The 26,416-nt window shown below is 68.1% G+C and carries 29 protein-coding genes and 1 other RNA gene; 22 read left to right on the top strand and 8 right to left on the bottom strand.

Annotation, left to right across the window (positions count from 1 at the left end):
- Positions 1-113: 113 nt before the first annotated feature.
- Positions 114-2,825 carry an aconitate hydratase AcnA gene (acnA, locus tag C8263_RS14960; RefSeq protein WP_107138940.1) on the top strand — a complete coding sequence of 904 codons (2,712 nt, stop codon included), beginning with the start codon at positions 114-116 and terminating at the stop codon, positions 2,823-2,825.
- A gap of 71 nt (positions 2,826-2,896) precedes the next feature.
- Here the strand turns inward: acnA and C8263_RS14955 are convergent, their stop codons facing one another.
- The 3 genes from C8263_RS14955 to C8263_RS14945 form a co-directional block, all read right to left on the bottom strand.
- Positions 2,897-3,175, bottom strand: a complete 279-nt coding sequence (locus C8263_RS14955) for a hypothetical protein (RefSeq protein ID WP_107138939.1) — start codon at positions 3,173-3,175, stop codon at positions 2,897-2,899.
- Positions 3,176-3,188: 13 nt separating this feature from the next.
- Complete coding sequence (locus C8263_RS14950; protein WP_107138938.1) at positions 3,189-3,734, bottom strand: Uma2 family endonuclease; 546 nt, start codon at positions 3,732-3,734, stop codon at positions 3,189-3,191.
- A 74-nt stretch (positions 3,735-3,808) separates the two neighbouring features.
- On the bottom strand, positions 3,809-4,366 hold the full coding sequence (locus C8263_RS14945) for a Uma2 family endonuclease (protein ID WP_107138937.1): 558 nt from the start codon (positions 4,364-4,366) through the stop codon (positions 3,809-3,811).
- 112 nt (positions 4,367-4,478) lie between these two features.
- On the opposite strand from C8263_RS14945, the gene C8263_RS14940 reads away from it, so the two are divergent.
- On the top strand, positions 4,479-4,811 hold the full coding sequence (locus tag C8263_RS14940) for an HNH endonuclease (RefSeq protein WP_107138936.1): 333 nt from the start codon (positions 4,479-4,481) through the stop codon (positions 4,809-4,811).
- Positions 4,812-4,999: 188 nt separating this feature from the next.
- Here the strand turns inward: C8263_RS14940 and C8263_RS14935 are convergent, their stop codons facing one another.
- On the bottom strand, positions 5,000-5,545 hold the full coding sequence (locus C8263_RS14935; RefSeq protein WP_107138935.1) for a hypothetical protein: 546 nt from the start codon (positions 5,543-5,545) through the stop codon (positions 5,000-5,002).
- A gap of 68 nt (positions 5,546-5,613) precedes the next feature.
- Here C8263_RS14935 and C8263_RS14930 point away from each other — a divergent pair, with 68 nt between their 5' ends.
- The 5 genes from C8263_RS14930 to C8263_RS19005 all read left to right on the top strand — a co-directional run bounded on the left by C8263_RS14930 (position 5,614) and on the right by C8263_RS19005 (position 10,548).
- Complete coding sequence (locus C8263_RS14930) at positions 5,614-7,017, top strand: S8 family peptidase (protein WP_233218843.1); 1,404 nt, start codon at positions 5,614-5,616, stop codon at positions 7,015-7,017.
- A 101-nt stretch (positions 7,018-7,118) separates the two neighbouring features.
- The gene (locus tag C8263_RS14925) at positions 7,119-7,880 is read left to right on the top strand and encodes a DUF4388 domain-containing protein (RefSeq protein ID WP_107138934.1); all 762 of its coding nucleotides are present in this window, start codon (positions 7,119-7,121) and stop codon (positions 7,878-7,880) included.
- Between the two features lie 263 nt (positions 7,881-8,143).
- Positions 8,144-9,595, top strand: a complete 1,452-nt coding sequence (gatA, locus tag C8263_RS14920) for an Asp-tRNA(Asn)/Glu-tRNA(Gln) amidotransferase subunit GatA (RefSeq protein WP_107138933.1) — start codon at positions 8,144-8,146, stop codon at positions 9,593-9,595.
- A 60-nt stretch (positions 9,596-9,655) separates the two neighbouring features.
- Positions 9,656-10,099 (top strand): DUF6210 family protein, encoded by a 444-nt coding sequence (locus C8263_RS14915; RefSeq protein ID WP_233218842.1) that lies wholly within the window; start codon positions 9,656-9,658, stop codon positions 10,097-10,099.
- Between the two features lie 125 nt (positions 10,100-10,224).
- Positions 10,225-10,548 (top strand): hypothetical protein, encoded by a 324-nt coding sequence (locus C8263_RS19005; RefSeq protein ID WP_146160709.1) that lies wholly within the window; start codon positions 10,225-10,227, stop codon positions 10,546-10,548.
- On the opposite strand, the gene truB is transcribed toward C8263_RS19005, so the two are convergent.
- A complete protein-coding gene (gene truB / locus C8263_RS14910; RefSeq protein ID WP_107138932.1) occupies positions 10,549-11,475 on the bottom strand; it encodes a tRNA pseudouridine(55) synthase TruB in 927 nt (308 codons plus the stop codon).
- Between the two features lie 38 nt (positions 11,476-11,513).
- Between truB and C8263_RS14905 the strand changes: the two genes are divergently transcribed.
- From C8263_RS14905 to rnpB, 3 genes are all read left to right on the top strand, one after another.
- On the top strand, positions 11,514-11,885 hold the full coding sequence (locus C8263_RS14905) for a hypothetical protein (protein WP_107138931.1): 372 nt from the start codon (positions 11,514-11,516) through the stop codon (positions 11,883-11,885).
- Positions 11,885-12,643, top strand: a complete 759-nt coding sequence (locus tag C8263_RS14900; RefSeq protein WP_107138930.1) for a pseudouridine synthase — start codon at positions 11,885-11,887, stop codon at positions 12,641-12,643. The genes C8263_RS14905 and C8263_RS14900 overlap by 1 nt, the downstream gene beginning before the upstream one ends.
- 87 nt (positions 12,644-12,730) lie before the next feature.
- An RNA gene (rnpB, locus tag C8263_RS14895) (RNase P RNA component class A) lies at positions 12,731-13,169 on the top strand.
- Positions 13,170-13,294: 125 nt separating this feature from the next.
- Here the strand turns inward: rnpB and C8263_RS14890 are convergent.
- Complete coding sequence (locus C8263_RS14890; RefSeq protein ID WP_107138929.1) at positions 13,295-13,651, bottom strand: DUF423 domain-containing protein; 357 nt, start codon at positions 13,649-13,651, stop codon at positions 13,295-13,297.
- Positions 13,652-13,896: 245 nt separating this feature from the next.
- Between C8263_RS14890 and mraZ the strand changes: the two genes are divergently transcribed.
- The 7 genes from mraZ to C8263_RS14855 all read left to right on the top strand — a co-directional run bounded on the left by mraZ (position 13,897) and on the right by C8263_RS14855 (position 21,124).
- Positions 13,897-14,325 carry a division/cell wall cluster transcriptional repressor MraZ gene (mraZ, locus tag C8263_RS14885; RefSeq protein ID WP_107138985.1) on the top strand — a complete coding sequence of 143 codons (429 nt, stop codon included), beginning with the start codon at positions 13,897-13,899 and terminating at the stop codon, positions 14,323-14,325.
- 3 nt (positions 14,326-14,328) lie between these two features.
- Positions 14,329-15,237, top strand: a complete 909-nt coding sequence (rsmH, locus tag C8263_RS14880; protein ID WP_107138928.1) for a 16S rRNA (cytosine(1402)-N(4))-methyltransferase RsmH — start codon at positions 14,329-14,331, stop codon at positions 15,235-15,237.
- Positions 15,234-15,641, top strand: coding sequence for a hypothetical protein (locus tag C8263_RS19365; RefSeq protein WP_107138927.1), 408 nt, complete (start codon positions 15,234-15,236; stop codon positions 15,639-15,641). Before rsmH ends, C8263_RS19365 begins: the two co-directional genes overlap by 4 nt.
- Complete coding sequence (locus C8263_RS14870) at positions 15,632-16,975, top strand: peptidoglycan D,D-transpeptidase FtsI family protein (protein ID WP_107138926.1); 1,344 nt, start codon at positions 15,632-15,634, stop codon at positions 16,973-16,975. The genes C8263_RS19365 and C8263_RS14870 overlap by 10 nt, the downstream gene beginning before the upstream one ends.
- A gap of 916 nt (positions 16,976-17,891) precedes the next feature.
- Positions 17,892-18,467: a 3D domain-containing protein gene (locus C8263_RS14865; RefSeq protein ID WP_107138925.1), complete on the top strand. Its 576-nt coding sequence runs from the start codon at positions 17,892-17,894 to the stop codon at positions 18,465-18,467.
- A 77-nt stretch (positions 18,468-18,544) separates the two neighbouring features.
- Complete coding sequence (locus C8263_RS14860; RefSeq protein ID WP_107138924.1) at positions 18,545-19,717, top strand: ABC transporter permease; 1,173 nt, start codon at positions 18,545-18,547, stop codon at positions 19,715-19,717.
- Positions 19,718-20,098: 381 nt separating this feature from the next.
- A complete protein-coding gene (locus C8263_RS14855; protein ID WP_107138923.1) occupies positions 20,099-21,124 on the top strand; it encodes a DUF4384 domain-containing protein in 1,026 nt (341 codons plus the stop codon).
- Positions 21,125-21,228: 104 nt separating this feature from the next.
- On the opposite strand, the gene C8263_RS14850 is transcribed toward C8263_RS14855, so the two are convergent.
- Positions 21,229-21,804, bottom strand: a complete 576-nt coding sequence (locus C8263_RS14850) for an NUDIX hydrolase (protein WP_107138922.1) — start codon at positions 21,802-21,804, stop codon at positions 21,229-21,231.
- Positions 21,801-22,475 (bottom strand): MazG family protein, encoded by a 675-nt coding sequence (locus C8263_RS14845; protein ID WP_107138921.1) that lies wholly within the window; start codon positions 22,473-22,475, stop codon positions 21,801-21,803. The genes C8263_RS14850 and C8263_RS14845 overlap by 4 nt, the downstream gene beginning before the upstream one ends.
- 120 nt (positions 22,476-22,595) lie before the next feature.
- Between C8263_RS14845 and C8263_RS14840 the strand changes: the two genes are divergently transcribed.
- The 5 genes from C8263_RS14840 (at position 22,596) to C8263_RS14820 (ending at position 26,283) form a co-directional block, all read left to right on the top strand.
- A complete protein-coding gene (locus tag C8263_RS14840; RefSeq protein ID WP_107138920.1) occupies positions 22,596-23,057 on the top strand; it encodes a hypothetical protein in 462 nt (153 codons plus the stop codon).
- A 66-nt stretch (positions 23,058-23,123) separates the two neighbouring features.
- On the top strand, positions 23,124-23,837 hold the full coding sequence (locus C8263_RS14835) for an SDR family oxidoreductase (RefSeq protein ID WP_107138919.1): 714 nt from the start codon (positions 23,124-23,126) through the stop codon (positions 23,835-23,837).
- An 81-nt stretch (positions 23,838-23,918) separates the two neighbouring features.
- Complete coding sequence (gene smpB / locus C8263_RS14830; RefSeq protein WP_107138918.1) at positions 23,919-24,350, top strand: SsrA-binding protein SmpB; 432 nt, start codon at positions 23,919-23,921, stop codon at positions 24,348-24,350.
- A gap of 5 nt (positions 24,351-24,355) precedes the next feature.
- A complete protein-coding gene (locus C8263_RS14825) occupies positions 24,356-25,735 on the top strand; it encodes an N-acetylmuramoyl-L-alanine amidase (protein ID WP_233218841.1) in 1,380 nt (459 codons plus the stop codon).
- Entirely contained in the window at positions 25,732-26,283 is a 552-nt protein-coding gene (locus tag C8263_RS14820) for a GerMN domain-containing protein (RefSeq protein ID WP_332888952.1), read from the top strand. The genes C8263_RS14825 and C8263_RS14820 overlap by 4 nt, the downstream gene beginning before the upstream one ends.
- Positions 26,284-26,416: the final 133 nt, after the last annotated feature.

The raw sequence follows: 26,416 nt of genomic DNA, 5'->3' as shown, positions 1-26,416 counted from the left end.
CTCTGCGGTGGTAACCAAGTTGGCGGGGCCGTGCCTGTTCCGGTAACGCCCGCCCACACACGAAACATTTATGATGAATGGACCGCCCCCCGGGGCAAGGAGGAACCACACTCATGGCGATGAACCTGTTTGGAACGCGCGACGTTCTTACCACGCAAGGCGGCCGGCCGCTGTACTACTACAACCTGAACAAGTTGCAGGCCCAGGGCTTTGAGATCAGCCAGCTGCCGGTCAGCATCAAGGTGCTGCTGGAGAGCGTGCTGCGCGAGGCCAACGACTACGACGTGCGCCGCGAGGACGTGGCCACGGTGGCCGGCTGGAAGCCCGTGAACGAGGAAGTCGAGATTCCCTTCAAGCCCGCCCGCGTGATTCTGCAGGACTTTACCGGTGTGCCTGCCGTGGTGGACCTCGCCGCCATGCGCAGCGCGATGGTGGCGCTGGGCGGCGACCCCAGCAAGATCAACCCCCTGATCCCTGTGGACCTGGTCATTGACCACTCGGTGCAGGTGGACGAGTTCGGCACCGACTTCGCGCTGGCCAACAACATGGCCCTGGAATTCGAGCGCAACCGCGAGCGCTACGAGTTTCTGCGGTGGGGCCAGCAGGCCTTCGACAACTTCGGCGTGGTTCCCCCGGCCAGCGGCATCGTGCACCAGGTGAACCTGGAGTACCTGGCCAAGGGCGTGCAGAGCCGCCCCGAGGACGACGGCGTGGTCGTGTACCCCGACAGCCTCGTGGGCACCGATTCGCACACCACCATGATCAACGGCCTGGGGATCGTGGGCTGGGGCGTGGGCGGCATTGAGGCCGAGGCTGTGATGCTGGGCCAGCCCATCTACATGCTGATGCCCGAGGTGATCGGCTTCAAGATCACCGGCGCCATGCCCGAGGGGGCCACCGCCACCGACCTCGCGCTGCGCGTGACCGAGATGCTGCGCGCCAAGGGCGTGGTGGGCAAGTTCGTGGAGTTCTACGGCGCGGGCCTGAGCAACATGACCCTGCCCGACCGCGCGACCATTGCCAACATGGCCCCGGAATACGGCGCCACCATGGGTTTTTTCCCCGTGGACGACGAGGCGCTGCGCTACCTGCGCCGCACCGGCCGCCTGGAAACGGAAATCGAGCTGGTGGAGCAGTACTACAAGGCCCAGGGCATGTTCCGCACCGACGAGACGCCCGATCCCATCTTCACCGACCACATTGAGCTGGACCTGGGAACCATCGTGCCCAGCCTTGCCGGCCCCAAGCGCCCGCAGGACCGCGTGAACCTGACGGACATGCACACGGTCTTCAATGAGGCCCTGACGGCCCCCGTCAAGGCGCGCGGCTTCGAGTTGCACGGGAGCAAGCTGGCCGCCCAGGGCACCATCACCGGCACCGACATCCAGATCGGGCACGGCGCCGTGACCCTGGCCTCCATCACGTCCTGCACGAACACCTCCAACCCCAGTGTGCTGATCGCCGCCGGTCTGGTGGCCAAGAAGGCCGTGGAACTGGGCCTGAAGAGCAAGCCCTGGGTCAAGACCAGCCTCGCGCCCGGTAGCCGCGTGGTGACCGAGTACCTGCAGGCCGCCGGGCTGCAGCGGTATCTGGACCAGATTGGCTTTAACACCGTGGGCTACGGCTGCATGACCTGCATCGGCAACTCCGGCCCCCTGCCCGAGCCGGTGGTGGACGCGATTACTGAGGGTGATCTGGTGGTGGCCAGCGTGCTCTCCGGCAACCGCAACTTTGAAGGCCGCGTGAACCCGCACATCAAGGCGAACTACCTCGCCAGCCCCCCCCTGGTGGTGGCCTACGCCCTGGCTGGCACCGTTGTGAACGACATTGTGAATGACGCCATTGGCACCGGCCACGACGGCCGCCCCGTGTACCTGAAAGACATCTGGCCCACCGCCGCTGAAATTCAGACGGTGATGGACAGCGCCATCAACGCCGACATGTTCAAGAAGGTCTACGACGGCATTGAAAAGAGCAACAAGGACTGGAACGCCATTCCGGTGTCTGAGGGCGCGCTGTACAACTGGAACGCCGACAGCACCTACATCCAGAACCCGCCCTTCTTCGACAATCTGGCCGGCGGCCCCAGCGAGATCGTGAGCATTGAGGGCGCGCGCGTGCTGGTGAAGGTGGGCGACTCCGTGACCACCGACCACATCAGCCCCGCCGGGTCCTTCAAGGCCGACACCCCCGCCGGCAAGTTCCTGACCGAGCGCGGCATTGCGCCCAAGGACTTCAACTCGTACGGCAGCCGCCGGGGCAACGACCGCATCATGACGCGCGGGACGTTTGCCAACATCCGCCTGAAGAACCAGCTGGCCCCCGGCACCGAGGGCGGCTTCACCACCGACTTCACCACCGGCAACGTCACGAGCATCTACGACGCCTCGGTGAACTACAAGGCCAGCCATATTCCGCTGCTGGTGTTTGCGGGCAAGGACTACGGCATGGGTTCCAGCCGCGACTGGGCCGCCAAGGGCACCTTCCTGCTGGGTGTGAAGGCTGTGATTGCCGAGAGCTTTGAGCGCATTCACCGCTCCAACCTGGTGGGCATGGGCGTGCTGCCGCTGCAGTTCAAGAACGGCGAGACGGCCGAGAGCCTGGGGATTCAGGGCGACGAGGTGTTCGACGTGCTGCTGCCCGGCGACCTGAAGCCCCGCCAGGACGTGAGCCTGCGCGTTACCAAGGACGGCCAGAGCCGCATTGTGACCGTGCAGTGCCGCATTGATACGCCTGTGGAAATCGACTACTACAAGAACGGCGGCATTCTGCAGACCGTGCTGCGCAGCATCCTGGAACGCAGCAAGAACGAAGTGAAGGCGTAAGCCCCTTCAGCATGACCCCCCTCCGCAATGGGAGGGGGTTTTTTATTTGCCGTTCAGACGCTCAGGCAGCTTTAGATGGGATTCTGACGGCGCCACTCGAGCAAGCCGCCCTGTTCCAAGCGGTGCTGAACGTCTGTCATTCTCGCCGTGTCGCTGAGGTCAAAGGTCGAGATGCCGCAGAGTTCGTTGTAGAGCCAATAGTAATCAAGTCCAGATGCTTGGCTGACATTCGAAGCCAGAGTGCGGTTCGAAGCGTCCTCGTAGATGGCAGCGAGAACATAGTGGAGATTTGCCCTGAGTTCGTCTGCAGAAAAGGAGTGTTTGAGAACGTCTGCTAGTTCAAGTGTCATGTCAGAACCCCTTTCAAAACGTGACGCCTTCATAAATGAGTTCCAACATGAGTTCGACAGGGGGACACGGCAACTGTATACGCTCCGCCACAACCTCAAAAACCCAGCCTTCCGGGGTGCGGCGGTAGAGGGCAGCGGCCCGGCGGGCGCTGTCCACCATCAGGTAGGCCTGCAAGGAAGGCAACTCGCGGTAGCGCTCTGCCTTGTAATTCTGATCCGCCGCGCGGGTGCTCTCGCTGAGGACCTCCACAATCAGACAGGGGGCGGTTTCGGTGTACTCGTCCTCGCCTGGGGGGCCGCAGCTCACGACCAGATCAGGGTAGTGGTAGCGGGTGGGGGTGACGCGCACCTTCATGTCGCTCTGAAAGACCTGGCACCCCGCCCGGCGCGCGGGGCCGTGCAGCGCCACGTGAAGGTTACTGGTGATGATGTTGTGCGCCCGGCTGGCCCCCGCCTGTGCATACACGAAGCCGTCAATGTACTCATGCCGTGTGGGACTGTCCCGCTCGGCGCGCAGATAGTCCTCCACAGACACGAGCTTGAAGGCGGCATCGGTCATGGGAACAGTGTAGACCTGCGCCCCAGGTCAGACCGTCATGGCTTCACGCCGGTCAGGGTGACCTTTGACACCCCTCAAAGCCCAACGTGCCGGTAAATATCATCCACGCTCAGCGACACGCTCAGGCAAGGCAGGTCAACGCTGGTGTCAACGACCTCCAACTGCCATTCCGTCCCGGTCCCGACCCGGCGGTGAAACTCCACGCTGCGCGCTTCGCTGTCCACCAGGAGGTACCCCTGCAAACTGTCCAGGCGCCGATAATCGCTGGCCTTGAATGACTCGTCCACGGCGCGGGTGCTGGCGCTCAGGATCTCCACGATCAGGCAGGGCGTGGTCTCGACATCGCCTGCCAGGTTGGAGTCGCACACCACCACAAGGTCGGGCAGGTAATACCGGGAGCAGCCGTCACGGTAGACGCACACCTTCTGATCGCTGGTATACGACCAGCAGCGGCCATCGGCGGTGGCGGGCAGCAGGACGCGCTGAATGTTGCTGGCAATCTGGTTGTGGGGACGGCTGGCCCCGGCCTGGGCGTACACGAAGCCGTCCACGAACTCCCATTTGCCCTCGCGGGGCCCGTCCCAGCGCAGGTATTCCTCCTCGGTCATGGTGCGGAAGGCGGGCTCCGTCATGGGCACAGTGTAGGTTGTGGCCGCACCTTCAACCGTCACAGGTTCACGCCGTCATAGATCTCATTCAGAGAAAGGATGAGGTCCTCGCACGGCAGGACGCTATCGTAGCGGGATGGGTCGGAAAGAACGGGAGCAGGCCAGCTGGGCCGAGGACACGCGGACAGAGCCGCAGGACGTGTGCGTGCTGTGTGGCCGCGAGGGCGAGATGACCGACCATCACCTCATTCCCAAGTCGCAGGGGCGGCGCCAGGGCGTGAAGCTGGGGCAAATTCCCACCGTGAAGATGTGCGCCGCCTGCCAGGGCTTTTTGTCCAAGACCTTCAGCAACGCGGAACTGGCCAACGAGCTGAACACCGTCGAAGCCATTCTGGCGCGTGATGAAGTGCAGAAGTTCGTGCGCTGGGTGCAAAAGCAGCCGCTCACCCGGGGCGTGCGGGTGCACTAAGGACGTTGCACCTCACGTTACGACTTTGCAGGAGAGCACCGCAAAGTCTCCACTCCCGGTGCAACGTCCTTTTTTCGATACTCGCTCTGCTGCGCAGCTGTTCCAGCCCGCTCGGTTGATCTTTAGATCAACAGCGAGCGACTTAACGCTCAGGAGGGCAACGCCCCCTGAAGAAGGATTGCCGGAGCCTACTCGTCCTGAGGGTGCCGCCCGGTCACGCTGAATGGAACTGGCGCACCCCGCACCACGCTCTGCCGCTTGCGAATCACCTCTACCAGCTCGTAAATGGCCGCGTTGGTCTGGTCCTGCTTCTGGGTGGTGGCAGCCAGCCCGGCCAGCAGGGGCGCCAGGGCGGCGCGCAGCGGGGCGTCGTCGGGGGCGGTGGGGCCTCCAGCCAGTTGGGGGGCCGTGCCTGGAGGCCGCGTGCCAGCTCTTGCAGAAAGGGGGCCAGGCCCTCGCGCAGGGCGCCGGCCAGAGGCGGGGCGAGGGGGGCCGGCGCCTGCACCGTGCCCAGCCCCTGCAGTCCCTGGGCAATATCGGCCAGCCCGGCCACCATGCGTGCGCCCGGTGTCGGCGTCGTTGCCGCCCATGGCCTTGTTGCGGCGGTAATCGGCCTTGATCGCCGCCCAGCGCTGCGTCTGCTCGGCGGTCAGCATGCCGCGCAACTCGGCCAGCTTCAGCAGATTGTCCTCGGCGCCCGTGGTCAGATGTCCTCTGGGCGGCGCCCTCCCCATAGTGCCCCCGCGTCCCACCGTGCGGCCCTTCAGAGCCGGGTCAGCCCTGTTCCCTATACCCTGGGGGTATGCCCACGCTGCTGCCCCGCTCTGTGTCCCGCACGCTGCTGCCGCTGTCGCTGGCCCTGCTGCTGGCTGCCTGTGGCGGCGGCCCGGCCCCAGCCCCCGAGCCGGCCCCAGCGCCTCCACCCCCCCCAGCGCCCGTGTGTGCGCAGGGCGAGAGCGCGCTGGTCCAGGCGCCGCAGGTGCCGGCGCAGCCTCAACGAGAACCTGTCGAAGCTGCCGTGGCCGCGCCTGTGTGGTCGGCGCCGCATGTGCCGGGCCGGGTGCTGATCGTGAACGCTGCCCGCCTGCAGGCCCAGGACATTCTGCGCGGGGTGCAGACGCGCACGCTGGGCGCCGGGGTGACCCTGGCCCAGACCCCCGCTGGCGAGGCCGACGCTGCCTTTGCCGCTCGCCTGCAGGCCCAGGGGCTACAGGTGCAGCCGGATTACCTGTACGGGCCGCTGGCCAATCCCAATGATCCGGGCGTGCCCGGGAACGGCGGCGTGGCGCTGGTGGCCGGCGGCGTGGCCTACACCCAGACCTACCTGAACCGCATTCAGGCGCCGGCGGCGTGGACCTTCCTGCAGGCCTGCGGCAAGACCCCGGTGGCCGCCAAGACGGCCATTCTGGATGCCAGGGTGGACAACCACCCGGATCTGGTCGCCCGCATTGCCGAGCGCGCTTCCTTCCTCACGCCGGAAGCGGGCGGCTCGGACATTCAGACGGGGCACGGGACCGCCTCGGCGGGGCTGGTGGGGGCCACCACGAACAACGGCGCGGGGCTGGCTGGCGTGACCTGGAGCGGGCCCCTGATGGCCCTGGAGGTGCTGGGCACCCAGGGCGGCAGCACCAGCTCGCTGGCCCAGGCCCTGAACGCGGCTGTGGACGGCGGCGCCAAGGTGATCAACCTGAGCCTGGGCCGACCCCTGGAGGCGAACGAACCGGCAGGGTCGGGCGATCAGGTGCTCGGCGCGGCCCTGACCAACGCCGCGAAGTCGGCCGTGGTTGTGGCGGCGGCGGGCAACACGGCGGGCGACGGCGTGTATTTCCCGGCCAGTCACCCCGACGTGGTGGCGGTGGGGGCGCTGGGCACCAGCGAGGCGGCCCTGGCCTGCTACAGCGCCCGGCCCAGCACGGCACGGCCCCGGGGCCTGAACCTCGTGGCACCCGGGGGCGCCGGCAACTGCGCGGGCGCCACCAACGCGGGCCAGATGCTGATTCTGGCGGCGGGCGGGGGTTACACCCTGAGCGCCGGCACCAGCTTCGCCGCGCCCCTGGTCAGTGGCGCCGCCGCCCTGATGCGCGCGGCCAACCCGGCCCTCACGGCGGCCGAAACCAGGCAGCGCCTAGTGGACAGTGCCAATACCAGTGTGGCGGGCCTGCCCCGGCTGGACGTGAACGCGGCGGTGCGGGCGGCCACCCGCTGAAGAGGGCAGAAGCATAGACGTGAATTGACTGAACACTAAAGTATTCTGGCTTGCTTAGGGGCATCAGATGAGCCAACATGAGGCAGTACGGCCCGAGCCTCATGACAAAATCCACCACCAGCCTCGAAACCTTCGATTTTCTGGAACTGCTCTATCTGCTCACCGAGCAGCGGCGCAGCGGGGTGCTGCATGTGGAGCGCGCCGACGGACAGTTTCAGGCGTGGCTGGCGGGCGGGCGGGTGCGGCACCTGCAATTTGGCGACGACCTGGGGGTGCCGGCGCTGGTGCGGCTGTTGCAGGCCCCCCAGGGCCGTTTTCACTTTGATGAAGGGCTGACCCACCCGCAGCCGCGCATGGACGCCCTGCTGGACGAGGTGGCCCTGGAGGCGCTGGAAGCCCTGCCAGTGCAGGACTTGCCGTTTGACGGCCCGGCGCGCATCACCTCGCCGGAGCGGGTGTCGCGCATGCGCTGGGGTCTGAAGGAACTGGACATCCTGCAGCAGATTGAGGCGCAGCAGCCGATCTCGGACCTCGCGCGGGACCCGGATGCCAAGCGGCTGCTGCTGAAACTGCTGCGCATTGGCCTGCTGGCGCCGCGCAAATCGCGGGTGGCCCGCCTGACCGTCACCGTGACCCGGCAGGTGCGCGACGTGGCCCTGGTGGATGAACTGATTTTCCGCCGCTGGAAAGAGGACATCGTGCGCCACCCGCAGAGTGTGGCCATCCGCACCGACGGGGGGCAGGTGTACACCCTGCCCATTCGCACGGCGTCCAACCTCACCACCCAGCTGATGGTGCCCCCCGAGCTGCTGATGCGCACAGGGCTGCGGGCCGGGGACAGCGTGCTGGTCAAGCCGGTGTAGGGCAGTGGGCTGTGGCGGGGTCAAGAGGCGTGCGGGGCATTGGGGCGCCTGTGGCCGGCTGAGTCCTGAGCGTCAGGACGCGGCGCTGGTGAATCTGGCGCTGGTAAAGCTTTAGGGCCCTGAGCTCTCCCGCCGCAGTGTCCGGCCACCCACCTTTTCCCGGCGCTCTGCCTCCCTGAGCGCTTTCCCGGCCCGCCCTCTCGTCTGGACCTCCAGACGGCCCGCCTCCTTGCTCCCCTGCCCCACCGCTACACTGGCCCGGTATGTCCGTGCCCCCCACCGCCGCCGAACTGGCCCGCCGCGTGCAGGCCCGCGAGACCACTGCGCCTGACCTGCTGGGCGCCGCCCTGAACCGCATTCGGGCGGCGCAGGCCCTGAATGCCGTGGTGAGCCTGAATGCCGGCGCCGGGGCCCAGGCCGAGGCGGTGCAGGCCCGCGTGCAGGCCGGGGAAACGCTGCCTCTGGCGGGCGTGCCCATCCTGGTCAAGGACAACATCAACGTCTCGGGCACAGCCACCACCTGCGGCAGCCGCATTCTGGCGAACTATGTCAGCCCCTACACCGCCACGGCGGCGGCGCGTCTGCAACAGGCGGGGGCGGTCATCGTGGGCAAGGCCAACATGGACGAATTTGCCATGGGCTCCAGCACCGAGAGCAGCGCCCATGGCCCGGCCCTGAACCCCTGGGCCGAGGCGCGGGTGCCCGGCGGGAGCAGTGGCGGCAGCGCCGCAGCGGTGGCGGCGGGCCTCACGCCGGTCGCCCTGGGCAGCGACACGGGCGGCAGCGTGCGCCAGCCCGCCAGCTTCTGCGGCGTGTATGGCCTGAAACCCACCTACGGCCGGGTCAGCCGCTACGGCCTGGTGGCCTATGCCAGCAGCCTGGACCAGATTGGGCCCTTTGCGCACACCGCGCAGGACCTGGCTCTGCTGATGAATGTGCTGGCCGGGCACGACCCCCTTGATGCCACCAGCCTGCACGCGCCGCCCGCCTTCGCGCCGGGCACCGCCGATGACCTGCGCGGCCTGCGTGTGGGCGTGATTCGGGAGAGCCTGGGCGGCAACACAGCGGGTGTGGACGCGACTCTGCAGGCCACCCTGGACGCCCTGCGCGGCGCCGGGGCCAGCGTGGCCGAGGTGAGCCTGCCCGAACTGAAGTACGCCATCGCCGCTTACTACCTGATTGCCATGCCGGAAGCCAGCAGCAACCTCGCGCGCTTTGACGGCATGGTGTACGGCGCGCGCGTTCCCGGCCGCGACGTGACCGAGGCCATGACCCTCACCCGCGAGCAGGGCTTTGGCCGCGAGGTGCAGCGCCGCATCCTGATTGGCACCTACGCCCTGAGCAGCGGCTATTACGACGCCTATTACAGCAAGGCCATGAAGGTGCGGCGCCTGATTGCCGACCGCTTTGCCCAGGCGTTCGGGCACGTTGACGTGCTGGTGACGCCCACCAGTCCCTTCCCCGCCTTCCGGCGCGGCGAGAAAACCAGCGATCCCCTGGCCATGTACGCCGCCGATGTGGACACCGTGGCGATCAACCTCGCCGGCCTGCCCGCCCTGAGCGTGCCCGCCGGGTTTGAGACCGTGGAGGGCGCGCGGCTGCCGGTGGGCATTCAGCTCATTGCTCCCGCCCTGCAGGATGAACAGCTGGTGCGGCTGGCCGGGGGGCTGGAGGCGCTGGGTGTGGTGCAGGCTGGGGTGGCGCCTGGATATTGAGACGTCCAGGCAATGGTGAGTGGGCGGTCAACTTTGAGTCGTCACCTGGGAGGATCGAAAATGGATGGCATGGCTGAACGGGCATACGTGTTTCTCGATCCTGATGGATCTCAGGGAGCCGGTGCAGTGGTCGTCGTTCAAGCCCCTACCGGTGTCGTGTACGCCTCTCAGGTTGGCGGTTATGCAAATGACGAGCGCTCTGTAGAGGGGTTCGCGATTCCGCTGTTCCACCCTCAGCACCTCCATGCCTTAGAGATGTTTTTCGGCCGGTATGGCGGCAATCCGCCCTATCCAGGCACGCCGTACGAATGGTGGCAAGAGAAGGATTTGCAGGTATTGACAGAGATTGTCCGGGGGATTCCGCTGTGGCATACCACTCGGGAGAAGGATGAACCTGCATCCCTTGAATTTGATCGGGCACGTCTTGATGAGCTCACGGAGGGTTGGATTCCTGTCCTAACCTCCTATGGCCCAGGCATCTTGACCCACCAGAACTGCGATTAAGGCCCTGTGCGAACTGACAAGCTTTCCCTGGCAAGCCAATAGGGACTCTTCGGGGCGACCCTCTCGCTTTTGAAGGAGCAGGTTTGGCACGCCCTGTATGTTGCCAGAGGGCAACCTGACGTGTCGTGTCCATCGCCTGCTACGACACGGTGGCTGCGTACACCGGCAGGCTCCGCTGTGCCGCGCTCGTTCCTCAGGCGCAGGAGGCCGGTTCATGGCGACAAAGAGTGCGGCGCTGGGTGTGGACAACGCTCGCCACTGAAACCGCTGGGCAATTGGCCGCCGACCTCATGTGCTGGCGGTCGCTCCCGCATGAACGCATTCGGCAACTGGGGTTCTTACGTAACGTGATGGCCGATCTGCGCCGTCATCCAGAATTCATCGCGGGCCTTCCAGAAGACGAAGCCGCCGAGCTTGCCCGCTGGCTGGCGCTGACACCCATGCGTTAATCACGCCCAGGCGCGGACCACCTTCAGTTGCTGCCCGTCGCCGTCTACCACGGCCACCAGCTGGCCTTCCAGCGTCACCACAAAGCGGCCGGCGGCCTCATGCGCCGGCCGTTTGCCCTGCCGCAGTTCGCGTGCCAGCCGCTCATCGGCTTCGATGACCGGAAAGTCCAGGGCAGCCAGATCAGGAATGCCTGGGGCGTCGGCCAGCCCGTCCAGCGGCACGGCGTCTTTCAGGCTGTAGCGGCCCACGCGGGTGCGTACCAGGCCGCCCAGATGCGCGGGCACGCCCAGCGCCGCGCCCACATCGCGCGCCAGCGAGCGCAGGTAGGTGCCGCTGCCCACCCGGGCCCACACCAGCAGGGTGGGGAACTCGCCCAGTGGTTCGGGGAGGGTGAAGGTGTGGCCGTGCCCGGCCGGGCGCCACGTCTGGGGATCAAAGGTGCGCGGCGCCGCCTGCACGCTGGGGTAGAGGCCCAGCAGCGCCAGTTCGTGAATCACGATGTTCCGGGCGGGCAGGTCCAGGGCGCCGCCCGCGCGGGCCACCGCGTAGGCCCGCTGCCCCCCCACCTGAATGGCGCTGTATTGCGGCGGCACCTGGGCCTGGGGGCCAGTGAAGCCCGCCAGCACCTCGCGCACCCGGTCCCCGTCCAGCGCCGGGACGCCCGCCTGCGTGTCCACTGGCCCCTCGGCGTCCAGGGTGGGGGTGCCCGCCCCCAGGCTGATCCAGGCCAGATAATCCTTGGTGTCGGCCTCCATGAACTGCACGACCTTGGTGCTGTCGTCCACGCACAGCACCAGCACGCCGGTCGCCAGCGGGTCCAGGGTGCCGGTATGGCCCACGCGGCGTGTGCCGCGCGCCCGCCTGGCGCGGCTGACCACATCGTGTGAGGTCAAGAGCAGGGGCTTGTCTACGGCGAGAACGGGCATGGGGGGCAGGGTAGCAGGTGGGCGGTACACTGGCCCCTGTGTTGCGCGCCGCCTTCTGGCTGACCGCCCTGCTGTTTGTTCCGCTGGGGCTTTACCTGTATTTTCTGCCGCCGGTGGTGGCCACCCTGATCGGTGTGTCGCCGCTGTGGCTGGCGCGGGGCGCGGGGGCGGTGGTGCTGGCCTGGGGCGCGTTTCAGCTGGCCGCCAGCTTCGCGCCGGACCGCGTGAAGGTGGGCGGGCTGGTGGGGGGCAACCTGCTGCTGGTGGCCGCCCTGGTGCCCCCCGTGCTGCGCGGCGCCGAAACCCTGCCGCCAGCGCTGCGCACCGCGCTGCTGGTGGTGGCCGGCGCGCTGACCCTGCTGGCCCTCATGGCGCTGCTGGGCAGCCCCTCGCGCCGGGGGCGGCTGTAATGGAACGGCTGCACAAGCGGCTGGCCCGCGCCGGGGTGGCCTCGCGCCGCGCGGCGGAAAGCATGATTCAGGCCGGGCGGGTCACGGTCAACGGCGTGCCCGCCACCCTGGGCCAGAGCGTGACCGACGCTGACGACATCCGTGTGGACGGCCAGCTGATTGAGACCGACGCCGCGCCCAAAGTCACCTACATGCTCTACAAGCCGCGCGGCTATGTCACCACCGCCCGCGACGAGTACGGCCGCAAGAATGTGCTGGACGCCATGCCACCCACCCCCGGCCTGCATCCGGTGGGTCGCCTGGACCGCGATTCGGAAGGCCTGCTGCTGCTGACCACCGACGGCGACCTGACGCTGACCTTGACGCACCCCCGCTACGGCCACGAAAAGGCCTACCGCGCCTGGACCCAGGGGCCCCACGAGCCCACCCAGGCCGAGCTGGACACGCTGCTGGACGGCACCCTGACCCTGGACGACGGTCCCGCCCAGGCCCGGGAGGCCCGCCCGGCCCGGGACGGCGCCTTCGTGGTGCTGGGCGAGGGCCGCAACCGGCAGGTGCGCCGGATGCTGGAAGGCATTGGCCACCCGGTCGCCCGCCTGCTGCGCTACCGCGTGGGCGGCCTGTGGCTGGGTAACCTGGAGGTCGGGGAGTACCGCCTGCTCGACAGCCGTGACCTGCACGACCTCCTGCACCCGGACCAGACGCCGCCCCAGGTGTGGGACCGCCAGTGGGAGCGCATTCAGAAGCGCTGGGGGTAAGGGGCGGCGGGATGCAGTGCGCGGTGAATGCATGTTCTTCACCGCCTGCTGCGCACCGCGTCCCGCCGCCTGCTATCCTTTTCCCTTGCGGGGGAATGTTCGGCCGCGCCTGCGCAAGTGGGTGAGGAAAGTCCGGGCACCGCAGGGCCAGGATGCCAGCTAACGGCTGGTCGGCGAGTCAAGTGCCCAGTCTGGCCCACTGCCGGGGCCTGGGTGGCGGCGAAGCCGAAGGACAGTGCCACAGAAACCAGACCGCCACGCGCCGGCGTGCAGAACGTGAAGCCCCGGCAGTGGGCAGGCGCGTGGTCAGGGTGAAACGGTGCGGTAAGAGCGCACCAGGCCCGCAGGAGACTGCGGGCGTCTGGTAAACCCCATCCGGTGCAAGACCCGACAGTGCGCGAGGGCTGGCCCGCCCGATGACCGCCAGGATGGTCGCTTGAGGCGCGCCGCAAGGCGCGTCCCAGAGAGATGGCCGAACAGCCGCGCAAGCGGTGGACAGAACCCGGCTTATAGTTCCCCCGCGCCGTGCAGGCCGCTCCCATCTGGGGGCGGCCTGCTTTGGTTGTAGGTCGTGGGGTGTGGGCTATGGGAAAGGCAGAAAAAAGGCGCGCACGGTCCCCGTTGTTTCTCCTACAACCGACAACCCACCCCCTACACCCCCTTCTTCGCGTCCAGCGCCGCCACCACAAACCCCGCCATCATCAGCGCGCCGCCCACCGGGGCTACGGCGCCCAGCACCCCGAGGCCCGTCAGGGCCAGCAGGTACAGGCTGCCGGCAAACACCAGGGCCCCGGCCAGCAGCAGCGGGGGCGCGCGGCGCTGCCCGGCCTGGGTACCCAGCGCCAGCAGGGCCAGGGCGGCGTACATCTGATAGCGGGCGCCGGTGTCAAAGGTGGCCAGGGCCGCCGGGTTCAGGCGGGCTTTCAGGCCGTGGGCCGCAAAGGCGCCCAGGGCCACCGCCAGGGCCGCCAGCACGGCGCCGGCGCGCAGGGTGTGGTGAGAACGCATGCCGCGCAGCGTAGGGCAACCGGGGGGTGGCCGGTGTCCCGCCCGCCCGGGGCGGCGGGGTGGGGGAGCAGGGGCCCGGGCGTGGGGAAAGTGGGGCGTTGGTGGGAATTGGTGGTAATTCGTGGAAACGGCTGTTACACTCGCCGCATCAACCAAAAGGCGTTCAGCACGTGTTCATGGTTGAGGGGCCCCCCGGCCCCCCCCCGCCGCCCTGGTGGGAGGGGGTGGGAAAAGAGGAGAAGTGTGTGCCGTTTGGCGAGTACCCGTACACCATTGATGACAAGGGCCGCGTGGTCATTCCCCCCGCGTTCCGTGACTTCGTGGAGGACGGCATGATCCTCACGCGCGGCATGGAAGGCTGCCTGTACGTGTTTCCGCTGTCCAGCTGGAAACGGGTGGAAACGCAGCTGGAGGGCCTGCCCCTCACGGACGCCGAGGCCCGGGCGTTCGTTCGCTTCTTCTATTCCGGGGCCAGCAAGGCGCGGCTGGACAACCAGAGCCGCGTCTCGGTGCCCCACACCCTGCGCGCCTTTGCAGCCCTGGAGGGCGAGGTCATCGTGGCCGGCGCGCCCGGTCGCCTGGAACTCTGGAGCCCGGCGCGCTGGGACGCCGCCATTGCGGCGGTGCAGGACAACCCCCCCAAACCAGACCTTCTATCCAACTTTGTGGCCTGACCCATGACCGACCCCCTGAATATTCCGTCTTCCGAAGCCGCCCTGGCCCAAGGCGGCCTGTCGCATGTGCCGGTGCTGGCCGCCGAGGTGCTGGAAGCGCTCCAACCGGCCCCGGGCCGCGTGTGTGTGGACGGCACCCTGGGCGGCGCCGGACACACGGGCCTGCTGCTCTCGGCGGGCGCTGCCGTGTATGGCATTGACCAGGACCCCTACGCCCTGGACCGCGCCCGGCAGGCCGGCCGGCCGGGCCTGACCGTACTGCAGGGCAATTACCGCGACATGGTGGCCCTGCTCTCTGGTGTGGGTGTCTCGCAGGTGGACGGCATTCTGCTGGACATCGGCGTGAGCAGCTTTCAGCTGGACGACACGGCGCGCGGCTTTTCCTACCACACCGAGGCCCCGCTGGACATGCGCATGAGCCAGAGCGGCGAATCGGCCGCTGACGTGGTGAACACCTACCCGGAAGAGGAACTGGCCGCCATCATCTACGAGTACGGCGAGGACCGGCTCTCGCGCCGCATCGCCCGGGGCATCGTCATGGCGCGCGAGAAAGCGCCCATCGAAACGACCGTGCAGCTGGCCGAGCTGGTCAAGCGGGCCTACCCCGGCTTTTCCAAGGGCATTCACCCGGCGCGGCGCACCTTTCAGGCCCTGCGCATTCATGTCAACGACGAACTGGGCGCCCTGCGCGACGGCCTGCAGGCGGCCGAAACCCTGCTGGCCCCCGGCGGGCGGCTGGCGGTCATCAGTTTTCATTCGCTGGAAGACCGCATTGTGAAGCGCTTCCTGCTGGGCAGTGAGGTGCTCAGTCCCCTGACCAAGCGCCCCCTGGTGGCCTCGGAACAGGAGCAGGCCGCCAACCCCCGCGCCCGCAGTGCCAAGCTGCGGGTGGCCGAGCGGAGGCCGGCATGACCCGCCTGCAGGGCCCCCAGACTTCCCTGGCCCGCTTTCTGCCGCGCTGGAGCGAGCTGGACACCTCGCTGCCCACATGGCGGGCGCGCGCGGTGCGCTACGTGCTCATTTACCTCGCGCTGGTGCTGGTGCTGGTCACCGTGCGCGCCCTGACCAGCGATGTGCGCCCGGCCCTGCGCGCGGCCGAGAAGCGCGAAGCGGCCCTGATCACACAGAACGCCAACCTCACGGTGCAGTTGCAGACCCTGGAAAACCAGCGCCGCCTGAAGGACTGGGCGCAGGCACGTGGCATGCGCCTGGTGGCGGTGGCCCCCAAGGCCACGGCCACCTTTACGCCCCTGCCCCCCGCGCCCGGCCGCCCCGCGGCGGCCCGCACCCTGGAGGTGAAGACCCTGTGGAAGTGAAGATACGCGCCCGTTCTCACCTGATGCGCATTCTGGCCCTGCTGATGTTCCTGACCCTGGTCTGGGCCTACGCCCAGCTGGAATGGGGTGCGCCGCAGGGGGCCCGGAAGAAGGTCGTGCAGGCGCGCGGCACCGTGCTGTCGGCCGATGGCCGGGTGCTGGCCACCAGCGTGGACGGTCAGCGGGTGTATCCGCAGGGCACCCTGGCCGGGCAACTGCTGGGCATGATGGGCGACACCGAGGGCCTGGAGGGCCTGGAACACGCCTACGACGGCCCCCTGATGGCCGGGCAGAACCTGAAGCTGACGATTGACACCGGCATTCAGGCCTCGGCCGAATCGGCGCTGGCCCGCGCGGTGCCCGAGCATCAGGGCGAATACGGCGCTGTGGTGGTCATGGAAACCCGCACCGGGCGCGTGCTGGCCGCCGCCAGCTACCCCCCCTTCGACCCGGGCACCTGGCGCAGCTCCTCTGAGGGCGCCCGGCGCAACCGCGCCTTCCTGGACCGCTTCGAGCCCGGTTCCACGGTCAAGGCCCTGGTGGTGGGCGCCGCCCTGAACGAGAGCCTGACCACCCGCAACACCCTGTACGACACGCCCATGAGCCGCTTCGTGGGCGGGCGCTGGGGCAGCCGCATCGGCGACAGCGTGGCCCACCCCACAACGCTGACCACCGAGGGCGTCTTGCAGTACAGCTCCAACGTGGGCATGACCCATATCGTGGAGCGCTTTCCCAAGGAGCGCATGCGCGGGTATCTGGAGGCGTATGGCTTCGGGCGCGAGGTGCCGCTGCCGGCGGTCCCGGCTGCCAGTGGGCAGTTGCAGCCCCTGAGCCGCTGGAGCGATCTGGTGCGCGCCACCAATTCCTTCGGGCAGGGCATGAGCAGCACCACCCTGCAACTGGCGGCGGCCTTCAACGTGCTGGCCAACGATGGCCGTTACCTCTCGCCCCGGCTGGTGGAAGGCGAAACCGGCCAGGAGCGGCGCGACGTGCTGCGCCCGGAAGTGGCGCGCGAAACCAGGGCCATGCTGCAAACGGTGGTCAAGCGCATTTCCGGCACCGCTGGCCTGGACGGCTACGACCTGGCCGGCAAGACCGGCACCGCGCAGGTGGTGGTGGACGGCCGCTATTCCAGCAGCATCTACGACAGCGTGTTCGCCGGCTTCTTTCCGGCCGAAAGCCCCCGCGTGACCATCGCAGTTATGGTGCACGGCGCCAAGGTCAGATACCACGGCTCCATGCTGGCGGCTCCCATCTTCCGCGCCATCTCGGCAGATGTGCTGTCGGGCTGGGGCGTGGTGCCCCCGGTGCAGGAGGGGGACGGGAAGGAGTGAGGGGCCCGGCGCCCGGCGGCTCAGGAGGTCGCTGTTGATCTAGAGATCAACCGGGCAGCGCGAGAGGCGAGCAAAGGGCCTCGCACCGGGAAAGGAAACGTTTCGGTGCTCCTTCTGAACCGCTGAAGAGGGGAGGGGTGAGGCCCTGAGGGGCCCCAGGCTGAGGCAAGCAGAGCAGGCATGACGAGCGGCGTGGGTGGTTCTCTCCACGCCGCTCGCCGTGCCTGTGTTGTCGTTTGAGGCGAGCAGCGACGGGCTCCACAGCGCCGGAGGCCTGGGTGGATTGGGCCCCGTTTGCCCAGGTGCCTCATCCGGACCGCCGTTCAGTGCCGGACATCCGTCTCTCTTCCTGCGCGGCTGCGCACTGCCTAGAGTCTGCTCGGTCGAAACCATTGCGCCATGCGTGACGACTTTTTTGGAAGCTGTATCTGCTACGGAATCTCTTTCTTCCCGCCTGGCCGTCTGAAGGTGCCCCTAAACATGAGTCAATTCTAAGAGAGGCTGAGAATCTGAACACCCGGTCAACTGCGGCTTCGGGGGCCTCTCACTGGTCCTCACCGGTGAAGTGTTGGCTGGCCCACTGTCTAGGCCATCTGGCCGGGCACAGGGCTTGACGCGGGGCCCATATTCGGCATTCTTCACACTCTCACCATGAGAAACTAAATGAGACGATTAGAACTTATCTCATGATGAGAAAGCTGTCGTAGAGTAAAAAACCTGATTGTTTTGAACTCTCTGCCTCGATCCTCTTGCGCAGAGATGAGTACAGAAATCACCTTTTCTTAGAAAACTGCCATTCAGGCCCATTACGCTCATGCACGAACAGGGGGCGGCTTCATCTGCCCTCAACCCGAAGGTCCCATTTTCTTACCCCTCAACGGGCGCGCGCTCTGGCGCGGCGCCTGCAGGAGATTTCATGTCTCAATTTGCTTTTGCCTGGATTCGCACTGCTGCTGTTGTCTTGCTGGGAACGGCAGGCGCCACCCCGGCCCTCCCTGCCGGCTCGCTGGCCACCGAGGCCGTCCGTGACGCCCTGACCGTGCGGGCCCCCGCTGCACCTGCGGCTCCCCAGCAGGCCGCCCAGAACCGCGCCGCTGCCATTGCCCAGGCGCAGCGCCCGACTGAGCAGCGGCCCAGTGAGCCTGTGGCGATCACGCCCATCCGTGGGCGCTCCGTGGTGGCCCGCTCTACGGCCTACAACAGCCTGCCCAACCAGACCGACAGCACGCCGTTCATCACGGCCACCGGCACCCGCACCCGCCCCGGTGTGGTGGCCCTGTCGCGCGACCTGCTGCGCATCTTTCCGTACGGCACCCGCGTGATCATTGAGGACCTGAGTGGCCGCTACACCAACATGCTGCGTGGCCGGGTGTTCGTGGTGGAAGACACCATGGCGGCCCGCAAGACCAACAGCGTGGACATCTGGATGCCCACCCGCACCGAGGCCCTGAACTGGGGCGCGCGCCAGATTCGGATCACCGCCATTCGCTAGGCCCCGCGCCACGCCAGGCCCCGCCCGCGCCGCTGCCGGGCGGGGCCTCGTTTGTCCTCTGCTATCCTCCCCGGTGCATGTCCAAGCCTGAGCGCACCCTGCCCTGGCGGCTGGCCCGCGCGCACCTGCGCCGCCGCCGCACCCAGAACACCCTGACCATTCTGGGCATTGCGGTGGGGGTGATGGCGCTGATTGCGGCGCTTAGCCTGACCAACGGCTTTACCCGCGCCCTGGTGGAGGCCACCCTGCGCGCCAGTCCACACCTGAGCGTGACGGCCCTGACCCCATCGCCCCCCGACACCGAACTGGAAGCGGCCCTGCGCGCCGACCGGCGGGTGCGGGCCTTTACTCCGTTTCTGGCCGACAAGGGCCTGCTGACCCGGCCCGCTTCGGCCGGTCGGGCGGCGGGCGTGGACTTCACGACCCTGTTTGGCGTGACGCCCGCCGCCCGGCAGGTGCTGGAGTTGCCGCCCGAGCAGCAGGCCGCCCTGGCCAGCCTGAAAGACGGTGAGGTACTGCTGGGCGCGGCGCTGGCCCGCAGCGTTGGGGCCTTTACTGGCGACCGCGTGCGGCTGCTGAACAGCACCCAGCGCCGCACCACCCTGCTGGTGCGCGGGGTGTTTTCCACGGGCAACTACCTGATTGATTCCGCCTACGCGTTTACTTCCCTGCGGACCCTGCAAACCCTGCAGGGCACCCGGGCGGTCACCGGTTACCAGCTGCGCCTGCACGACCCGGCTCAGGCTCCGGCCGTGGGCGACGACCTGACCCGCGCCCGCGCCTACTCGCCGCTGCCCTGGCAGAGCCTGTACGGCACACTGCTGGACCAGCTGGCCCTGCAAAAGCGCGTGATTGCCTTCGTGGTGCTGCTGATTGTGGTGGTGGCGGCCTTTGGCATTGCCAATGTGCTGACCCTGGCGGTGTTCGAAAAAACGCAGGAAATCGCCATTCTGCGCGCCATTGGGGCCACCCGGTCGCTGATCACCCGCATCTTTTTGCTGGAGGGGCTGGCGCTGGGGCTGGGCGGGCTGCTGCTGGGCAACCTGCTGGGCCTGGGGATCAGTGCGTATTTCACAGTGCGACCCTTCAGCCTGCCGGGCGATCTGTATTTCATCACCACGCTGCCTGTGGAGGTGCGCCTGACGGATGTGCTGGGGGTCAACGCCATTGGGCTGGTGACCACCCTGCTGGCCGCCCTGATTCCCGCGCGCCGGGCAGCGGCCGTGGAACCGGCGCGCATTCTGCGCTGATCCGAGTTCCGAACAATGCCGTCACCCATGAGGGAGTTTTTCCGACCGGAGGAACTCGCAGCGCGGCGGAGCAGAGCAGAAAAAGAGACGGATGTCCGGGCATTGGACCGCCCCCAGCCGAAGGCGGGGCACATCCCCCTTCTCCCGGCTGTTCCAGAAATGGACGGAAGCCCGCCAGAATCAGGCCGGGCGGGGTCGTCTCTGGCCTTTGTACGCCGCTGGTGCTTACCTATGCCAGACAGCCATTCTCTTCGTGCTGGCGGGCGCTGTCAGGCGCGCATCACCTGCCTGACGGTGACCTGAAGCACCATTAACAAAGCCTCCCAGGCCGCTCACGGTGCGTCATCTTGCCGCCCGTAGGCTATGTCGCGGAGGTACGACATGAAGAAGCTTTTTCTGATTCCCGCTGCCATGCTGATCAGCACGGCCGCTGCGGCCCCCAAGATCAGTGCCCAGAGCATTATCGTGAACCCCACCCAGCCCGACCTGTCGGTGAGTGTGCGCGTGGACAAGGACACCAGCGGCAACCAGAACCCCGCCTACCGAGTGGGTGACAAAATCTCCATCAGCACGAGCGCGAACCGTGACGCCTACGTGTACCTGTTCAACGTGAACCCCGACGGCACGGTGGACCAGATTCTGCCCAACCGCCTCTCGGAAAATAACTTCGTCAAGGCCAACACCACGAAGGTGTTCCCCGCCCCCGATGACAAGTTCACGTACACGGTCGCTGGTCCCATTGGCCAGAACAAGGTGCTGGCCCTGGCCAGCCTGACCGAGCTGGACCTGGATGACATCAGCTCCTTCAAGAACGCGCAGGACCAGTTTGCCACTGTAAATGCCAAGAGCCAGGCTGGCCTGGCCCAGGCCCTGAGCATTGTGGTCAACCCCCTGCCCCAGAACAGCTGGGTGAGTGACACCGCCTTCTACACCGTGGCAGCGCGCAACCCCGTGAGCACCGGCAGCCTGTTCGTGGGCACCAACGTCAACAATGCGACCGTGATCCTCAACGGCCAGCGACTGGGCGGCGCCAACGTCACCTACAGCAACCTGCGCGCCGGCACCTTCCCGGTCCGCGTGCAGGCCCCCGGGTACCGCGACTACACCACCACCATCGCCATTCGTGCGGGCAGCACCACCAACCTGAACGTGGAGTTCGCCCAGGCCGTGACCCCCGCGCCGGCCCCGGTGCAGGGCCAGTACACGGTGACCCTGCGCAGCCCGGTGAACGGCGCCCGAGTGTTCGTGGACGGTGACGAGGTGGGCGTGATCCGCAACGGCGTGCTGAACCTGCGCCTGTCGCGTGGTGCCCATGAGATCGTGGTGGTGGCTTCCGGCTACCGCACCTTCACCAACACCTACAACGTGACCCAGAACGGTCAGATCACCATTACCCCCACCCGCTGATCTTCAGCCGCAAAAGCACCCCCGCCCGTTGTGGTGGGGGTTTTTTTGGACATGGCAGATGGCTGGGCTGGTTGAGCCAGCTGCCTCTGGCCCTCCGCTTTCTGCTACGGGCCCCCCGGCCCCTGGGTCAGCAGGTCGTGCAGAATCCGCGCCGTCATGCCCCAGATGTCGTGGCCCTGCCAGGGGTAGCGGTAAAGGGGCACCCGGGTGCCGTCCGGGAGGGTGCGCGTTTCGGTGGTGACTGGCAGGGTGCGCAGCTCGGCCAGGGTGGGCAGGAGAAGCTGGGCCACTTCAGAGCTGAGGGTCAGAGCGGGCTGCGCGCCCAGGCGGGCCAGCACGGGCGTGACATGAAAGCCGATGGGCGTAAAGACATCGTCCAGTTCGCCCAGCACGGCCACGGCCGCCGGGTCCAGGCCCACCTCCTCGTGGGCCTCGCGCAGGGCGCCGCTCACGGGATCTTCGCCCGGTTCCAGGCTGCCCCCGGGAAAGCTGATCTGGCCCCGGTGGGTGGGCAGGTCGGCCGAGCGGACGGTCAGCAGTACACGCGGGCTGGCTTCGCGGGTCAGGCCCACCAGCACGGCCGCGCGGCGGTACTCGGGCAGGTGCAGCGGTCGGCGCTCGCGCGTGCCCAGCCAGACGGCCCAGGGATCATCCGCTGCCCGGTCCAGGGGGTCGGTCATGGCGCGGCGCTGGGGGTCTGGGGAGCGGGGTCCAGCGCCCGCAGCGCCGCCGTGGTGTGGTCGCGCAGGGCCAGTTCGGGGTCCACGCCGGCCGCGCGCGCCCAGGCCACCACCGCGCTCAGCACGGCGGCCACGCCCTCGGGGGTGGGGGCCGCGCCCTGCAGCACCGTCAGGGCCTGGACCTGCTGCGCGCCCGCGTCGCCCCTGGACTGTTCAGCCAGCTTCTGCGCGCTCAGGTTCTGCGTCTGGGCCTCGCGGCTCAGGGCGCCCAGGCCCGCCGGCACACGCTCCAGGGCTGTTCGGGGCCGCCCGCCGCGCTCGGCCGCCTTGATCGCCTGCCAGTTGGCGACCACCTCGGCGCTGCTGTCCACCGCCGTATCTGCAAAAACATGGGGGTGGCGGCGCACCAGCTTGTCCACGATGCTGCGTTCCACGTCGGCGTACGAGAAGGTGCCGGCTTCCTCGCCAATGACGCTGTGAAAGGCCACCTGCAGCAGCACGTCTCCCAGTTCATCGGCCAGGTCTGGGCCGCCGCCCCCGGCGGCGGCGTCGGCGGCCTCGGCCGCCTCTTCCAGCAGGTAGGGCCGCAGGGATTCGTGGGTCTGCTCCTGGTCCCAGGGGCAGCCGCCGGGCCCACGCAGGCGGCGCATGATGGTCAGTAAGTCCTGCATGGCCCTACTGTAGCGGCCCACTGGGACGGCCTGGGGGCCCCGGTGGGCAGGGTGGCCGCGCCCCCCTCCCCTCAGCGCCCCCTCACGCCGCGTCAGCTTGGGTGTGATGCACTGGCCCGCATGAACCGCCTGCTGTCCACGGCCCTGGCCGCCTCTGTTCTGACCCTGCCCCTGGCGGCCGCCCAGACGCCCGCCAGCTGGACCGCCCCGCGCCTGTCGGCGGCCACCTACGTCATCCTGGACCCGAAAATCGAGGGGAACCCCAACCTCGTGAGCGCCGAGCAGCGCGCCAGCATCCTGGCGGCCATGAAGCGCGACAGCGCCGGGGCGATCAAGCGCCGGTACCCAAAGGCCACGGTCACCGAGAAGGCGAGCACGCCCGGGGCCATTGAGGTGCGCCCGGTGTTCGTGGCGCCCCGGGCCCTGCTGCCGTGGGCCAAGCTGGGCGCCCGGCTGGAATTCCGCCTGCCCGAGGGCCAGACCATGGTGCTCAGCGAGACTTTTGGCATCTCCGTGCTGCTGCGCCACCAGGCCGAGTTCGTGAACTACCTGTACGACCAGCTGGCCGCGCGCCTGCCCTGAGGCGGGGGCCGGTGTCTGCACGCGCTCCCACACTGCGACCGGGCCCCGGCATGTTACCGTCCGCCCATGACCACCCACACGCAACGTGGCAAGAGCGCCTTTATCACCGGGGCCAGCAAGGGCATTGGGCGGGCCGTGGCCCAGGCGCTGGTGGGAGAGGGCTACAGCGTGACGATCACCAGCCGCCACCAGCCCGAGATTGAAGGGGTGGCGGCGGAACTGGGAGCCCAGGCCCGGGGGGTGGCCTGCGACGTGAAAGACCCGCAGGCCGTGCAGGCCGCCGTGGACGCCCATGTGGCGGCGTTCGGTGGCCTGGACGTCTTGTTCGTGAATGCGGGCGTGGGCCACTTTGCTTCAGTGGCTGACCTGAGCATCGAGCAGTGGCAGGACGTGATAGACACCAATCTCAGCGGCGCCTTTTACACCGTCAAGGCGGCCATTCCGGCGCTGTCGCAGCGCGGCGGGTACATCTTCACCCTCTCCAGTCTCGCGGGCAAGAACCCCTTTGCAGGCGGCGCGGCCTACAACGCCAGCAAATTCGGCCTGAACGGCCTGTCCGAGGTGCTGATGCTGGACCTGCGTGACCGGGGCATCAAGGTGACCCAGATCATGCCCGGCAGCGTGGCCACGCACTTTGGCGGCCATACCCCCGGCGAACAGGACGCCTGGAAGATTCAGCCCGAGGACCTCGCGCAGCTGACGGTGGACCTGCTGCGCATGCCCGCGCGCACCCTGCCCAGCCGCGTGGAGGTGCGGCCCAGCCGGCCGAGGAAGGGGTAGTGGGAGGTGGGTCGTCGGTTGTGGGGGGGGCAAGATGTGTCCCACGCCCTACAGCCCACGGCCCACACCCCCCTTGCTAGAATGCCCCCCGTGTACACGAACCGCCGCGCTCATTACGAGTACGAATTACTGGAGCGCTTCGAGGCGGGCATCAGCCTGACGGGCAGTGAGGTCAAGAGCGTGCGGGCGGGCGGCGTGGATTTCCGCGACGCCTTTGCGCGGCTGCAGGGCGGCAACGTGGAACTGGAAGGGCTGTACATCCCCACCTACAAGGAAGCCACCTACAACAACCACGAGCCCCGGCGCACCCGCCGCCTGCTGCTCAACCGCGAGGAAATTGGCAAACTCAAGCGCGGGCTGGAGCAAAAGGGCCTGACGCTGGTGCCGACAAAGCTGTACCAGAAGGGCCGCTATTTCAAGGTAGAACTGGCCCTGGCGCGCGGCAAGAAGCTGCACGACAAGCGCCGCGCCGAGGCCGAGAAAACCGTGCGCCGGGAGCTGCGCGAACTGTGAGGGCGGTGCGAACAGCGCCCCAGCGCGCCGCCCTGCGCCTGCTGAGCGCTGGCCTGCTGCTGCTGGGGCTGGCCGGGGCGCAGATTGCTTTCAGTCGCCTGAGTCTGGCCGGGCAGCCAGTGGACAGTATTCAGCTGTACGGCGCTGAATACGCCAGCCAGAGTGCCCTGAGCGGCCTGCTGACGGTCACGCGTGAAGGCCCCATTGTGCGGGTGACGGGCCTGGGCCACACCCTGCTGCTGCCCATTGACGAGGACCAGCAGCGCGCCACCACCGATTTCAACACGGTGCAGCTGGACACCCGCCGCCTGCAGGCGCGCGCCGCCACGCTGGTCAACGGCAACCTGTACCTGCCAGTCGAGACCCTGGCCGCCGGCCTAGGCGCCCAGTACGAGCCCGGCAAGCTGACGGTGCCGCCCCCGCAGTTGCTGGGGGTGAGCAGCCGCGCCGGGCGCGACGCCGACCGGCTGGTGCTGGACCTCTCGCGCGACGTGGAGATGCAGGACGAGGGGCGCGGCGACCGCGTGGTGATTACCCTGCGCGGGCTGAAGGGCGAGGCAAGGCGCTACACCACCCGGGGGGCCTTTGTGCCCTCGGCGGAGGTGGCGCGCAGCGGCGAGAACCTGACGGTGACCCTGCCCCTGAAGGCCAGCAGCGGCTACCGGGTCTACAAGGTGGTGCGCCCCGGTAACGTGCGCGTGGTGGTGGACGCCGGGCCCGGGGTGGCGCGCAGCAGCCCCGAGGTGCTGACCCGGGTGACGGCCCCCCTGATTGTGCTGGACCCGGTGCGCGTGCCCGGCGTGGGCCGCGACGTGACACTGGAGGTGGCGCGGCGCGCGGCCGAGCTGCTCTCCAAGTTCGGCTGGCAGGTGCGCATGACCCGTGACACCAGCCAGACCCTGAGCCGCGAGGACGCCCTGCGGCTGACCCGCCAGAGCGACGTGTATCTGGCGCTGGACCTGGGGCGGCTGCCCGGCGCCCGGCGCGGCGGCGTCACTGTCTACGAGCAGACCGGCCGGGCAAGCGCGCCGCTGATCAACGCCATCCGGGCCGGTGCGGCCCCGCCCTACGCGGCGCTGGTGGTGGCCGGGCCCGGCAGCACCCGCCGCCTGGGTGAACTGCTGCGCGGCGAACTGAAGGCCGGCGGCGTTACCGCCGGGCGCGAAACCACCAGCCGGGTGCTCTCGCTGGGCGAGGCCCCGCAGGCCGCCCTGCTGCTGGAACTGGGCTGGGCTGGCAACGCCGAGGACCTCGCCAAGCTGGGCGTGGACCAGCGCCTGCAGGTGATGGCGGTGGCGGTGGCCCGCTCGGTGGCCACCTACCTGACCGCCCGGGCCAACAACAACGCCAACATCAGTGCCGGCGCAGCGGGGGCCCAGCCATGATCCTGCTGCGCAAGCTGTTCTCGCTGTTCAATGTGGTGGCCGCCGCCCTGTTTGTCTGTTCGGTGCTGGCCGTGCAGGCGGTGCAGCGCACCCCGCCCACGCCCACGCCCCCCAAGCCGGACCTGGAAGAGCGCCAGGCCCTGAAGGTCAAGGTGTATTTCACCGACCCCCAGGTGCAGCGCCTGAAACCAGAAACCCGCACCATTCAGGTGGTCCAGACCAACCCGCGCGCCGTGGCCCAGGCTGCCGTGAATGTGTGGGCCCAGGGGCCTTTTGACAAGGGCCTGCTGGGGCTGGTGCCTGCGGGCGGCGCGGCGCCCAAGGTGTATCTGCGCGGCCAGCACTTCTTCGTGGACCTGCCTGAAGCCTACGCCCGGCTGCGCTACGGCACGAGTGGCGAGCGCATGCTGCTGTGCACCCTCACGCGCACCCTGCTGGACGCCCGGGGCCAGGACGTGACCTTCCTGCTGGGCGGTCAGACCGTCGAGACCCTGGGCCACATGGACCTGCGCGAGCCCTACACGCGGGGGGACTGTGCGGACGAGTAAGACTGTGCGGACCAGTGAGGAGCTGGCCAAGGGTCAGAGCGTCGAAGGGGCTCAGGGTGCGGGTCCTGGGTGCAGGCTCACTCTCTTCTGTTTTCTCTCTTCTGTTGTTTTTCTAGACTCTTAGACCCTTTGA

Origin of the sequence: Deinococcus arcticus, assembly GCF_003028415.1 — a bacterium.
Classification (GTDB): Bacteria; Deinococcota; Deinococci; order Deinococcales; family Deinococcaceae; genus Deinococcus; species Deinococcus arcticus.
The sequence above is the reverse complement of the archived record's forward strand: the minus strand, read 5'-3'. Positions and strand labels throughout refer to the sequence as shown.